The organism is Blastopirellula marina DSM 3645 (assembly GCF_000153105.1).
Taxonomy (GTDB): Bacteria; Planctomycetota; Planctomycetia; order Pirellulales; family Pirellulaceae; genus Blastopirellula; species Blastopirellula marina.
The window spans coordinates 1,392,467-1,395,395 of record NZ_CH672376.1 but is presented as its reverse complement, the minus strand read 5'-3'; the positions used below and the strand labels follow the sequence as shown (position 1 = coordinate 1,395,395).

Genomic DNA, 2,929 nt, shown 5'->3' with positions numbered 1-2,929 from the left:
AGTCCCTCTCCGGCATAATCGAGGGCATGTGCGCGAGTCTTGGCGTCTTCAAAGACCATGCGTCAATCGAGCAGGCCGCCTTCCTCGACCGGTGCGAGCGCCTGAATCGTTTGAAAGATTGGCGCCGCCAGGTGATCAAACACGATCCGCGTCGGCTCGATGATTTCGACGAAGCGGCTTTCGTTCGGATAGTCTGTCCCGTCCGGAGCGTGCATGAAGAACTTCCAATCCCCGCCAGGCTGGAAGTCGAACTCGTGAAACGTGGTGGTAAAACCGTTTGGTCCCCACCACCGCGCCAGGGATGATATGTCGCGAAACGCTTGTAAGACTTGTGTAGCAGAGTAGGGGACCAGCCGGCTCGTTTCGATTCGCCGATCGGCCGGAATCGTGTTGACGTCATGTACCTTTATCGTTCGACATTCGTCCTTCGCAAATAGGCGTTCTTAGCGGTATCGTTCCGTGCGGCGATCAGTCCGTTGACGGTCTCGTCGGCAGACGGGATCTCCCAAAGGTCCGCCTTTCGCGCCGCGATCTCTGGATGCGACTGCTGCAATTGTCCTTGCCGTCGGAGCGAATCAATCGCTTTGAATCGTTGGGTTAGTGTCGTCGTTCATGGCCGATAAGATAGGTGACGCAAGCCCAGAACGGGCTGCTGCTCTGCATCAATATCAATGCGTCACCGCCGCCGCTTGCGTGACTTGGGCGCGACGGGAGCGTTCCAACTGACCGACATGCCTGCGGCTTGCAGGCCGAGCTTCGTTTTGACGAACGCGAGTTCGAATGAAATATAGACCCACTGGCCGCGATGGCTCGTGTCGACCAGCGAAGCGACTTGAACGCCTTGGTAGGGTTGGCGGCGAAGCGTTAGAGGATGGACCACGGTCTGGGGGTCAGAATGGAGGGCGTCCCAGTCGGCTTGTTTGCGTCGCGACTCATTGCGGCGAATCCGGTTGGGGATCGTCATCTTCTGAGAGATGAGGGCATGCTGTTTGGCGAGGAACGCGGCGACGTCGGTTCGCATTGCTTCGACGAAGACCTGACTCGCCGCCGCAAAATCTTCTCGATGAAATGCTTGAGCGACCAATTTTGCTTTCGAAAAAGATCCTCGCAGGCCGGCGGCGACGGCGGTTGAAACAGGTTGTGGAAAGGCCTCTGGTTGTCGCTTTTCCCATTTCAGTTTGCCCGAACTTGCGATTTCCGTCTCTTCTTTGGTCACTGCGGCCCGTTGGAGTTGGATTAGGACTTCAACAAACGCATCGTCCGCTTCGGTATCGACTTCGTCGTCCTGGAGTTGTTCGATTCGTTCCTCTTCAAAGTCGTTGTCACGATCTTCCGCCAGATCGACCAGCCACTGGGGAATCGTCTGATTCGGGAACGATTTGCGGCGCCAATCGAGATACGATAGCTTGCGGCGGCGAAATAGATCGGTCGCAATATCCGAGCTGAGAAAGACGTACGTGGTGAGTTGATACGAACCAGGCGGAACGTCGACGAGGAGGAAATCGGGCGATTCTGTCGACTCTGGCGAGATCTGCTGACCAAAGAATCCTCCCGCGTCGACGACCAGTTTCCCCGTTTTCAGTTCGACGGATCGAGTCCCCTTGGCGATCCAGCTCGTTGATTCTTCCTCGGTCAGTTCGCCCAATACCAATCGGCCCGCGATGCCCCCATCGTCGGGCAAGTGGATCAATAGGGCGCTGCCTTGCTTCGCCGCAGCGACTCGGTCTTGCAAAGTGATGAGATCCGCTTGCCGATCAGCGTCCGCGATCGTAATGACGCTAGCGTCTTCACCGACGCCGAAATCAAAACGGGGTTGGTCTGGGGACAATATCGGCATCTCAAGTTTCTTTGGGCAAAACCTGTTCTGCAATGTTGAGGATTGGACGCTTGTGCAAGCCGGCGTTGGGGTTGGAAGATGGTTGTCGAGACTCGGCTTGCTCCAACCACCCTTGGTCCTAAGACCGTCATGTAGCTGGATCGCCGGCCGCTTTTTCGTGCTGAAATCCGAACAGTCGCCAGAGCGGCGCAGTAACGCCAGCTCGTATCACAAGGCAGGGCCTCGCACATGTCTGATATTACCAAAATCTATGTGGGTGTCGACGTTTCAAAATCCGAATGGGACGTGGCCATCACGGGAACGCGTCAAACTTTCACCTTCGAAGCCAATGTGGTCGGCCAGCAACAACTGCTACGTGATTTTTACGACAGATCCAACCGCAGGGCTGGGCGTCTTGTCGTGCGATCGCCGTAGCTTCACGCCAGGTCGCCCGCCACGAGAGTACAAAAACGTGTTGGCCAGCAGCAAGCGAGCTATCCGCAAACCCCTGGTGAACTACCCGACAGGTTTCGCGAGTCGGTAGTTCTACCGGTCGATGATTGCCGATCTCCGGCTGCTCCTCTCACGCGTGAGCGAGTAAGGAATGGTCACTCGAGAATGCGACGTCAAATCTGCTTGCCATACGAAATGTTGATCGCGCCGGAATTTGACTACGAATTGGTTCGATGAAAACGGTCACGCCTCGCAAAGAGCTTGCGACGAAGCGAGGTCGAGAATGCGTTGGCGGCGGCTTAGGCGAATAAATCACCTTTGAAGCGTGCCCTAGGCCAAGAATCTGTAAATAACGTTTTAATGCAAGGAACTCTCGGAAAAACAATAACACGCTGGCGATGTTCACGCCGAAATACAGAGTCGCTAAGCTCTTAAGTTACTGCGATAATAAGTGAACGATTTGCGATCCTTGATCAATTTTCAGCTTGCAATAACAAGCGCAGTCTTTAGTATGTCGCCAGAGAACACGTCATCTCAACTTGATGAGTTCTCTACGAGAAATATTGAAGGTTGAGGTTCGGGCAAGACCTGCAAATAGACAAGACCCGCCAAAGAACGACACTCCTAGGAACATAGACATGCCAGCGCCAACACAATCCT

The 2,929-nt window shown here is 54.9% G+C and carries 3 protein-coding genes; 1 reads left to right on the top strand and 2 read right to left on the bottom strand.

The window, feature by feature from the left end:
- Positions 1–62: 62 nt before the first annotated feature.
- The gene (locus DSM3645_RS29330; RefSeq protein ID WP_261339709.1) at positions 63–353 is read right to left on the bottom strand and encodes an SRPBCC domain-containing protein; all 291 of its coding nucleotides are present in this window, start codon (positions 351–353) and stop codon (positions 63–65) included.
- A gap of 323 nt (positions 354–676) precedes the next feature.
- Complete coding sequence (locus DSM3645_RS07420) at positions 677–1,837, bottom strand: hypothetical protein (RefSeq protein ID WP_002651479.1); 1,161 nt, start codon at positions 1,835–1,837, stop codon at positions 677–679.
- A 228-nt stretch (positions 1,838–2,065) separates the two neighbouring features.
- On the opposite strand from DSM3645_RS07420, the gene DSM3645_RS29840 reads away from it, so the two are divergent.
- Positions 2,066–2,251, top strand: coding sequence for a hypothetical protein (locus DSM3645_RS29840; protein ID WP_085970159.1), 186 nt, complete (start codon positions 2,066–2,068; stop codon positions 2,249–2,251).
- Positions 2,252–2,929: the final 678 nt, after the last annotated feature.

Coding starts and splice junctions, on each gene's coding strand:
- DSM3645_RS07420 (WP_002651479.1), bottom strand. CDS start 1,837: ATGCCGATATTGTCCCCAGACCAACCCCGTTTTGATTTCGGCGTCGGT.
- DSM3645_RS29840 (WP_085970159.1), top strand. CDS start 2,066: ATGTCTGATATTACCAAAATCTATGTGGGTGTCGACGTTTCAAAATCC.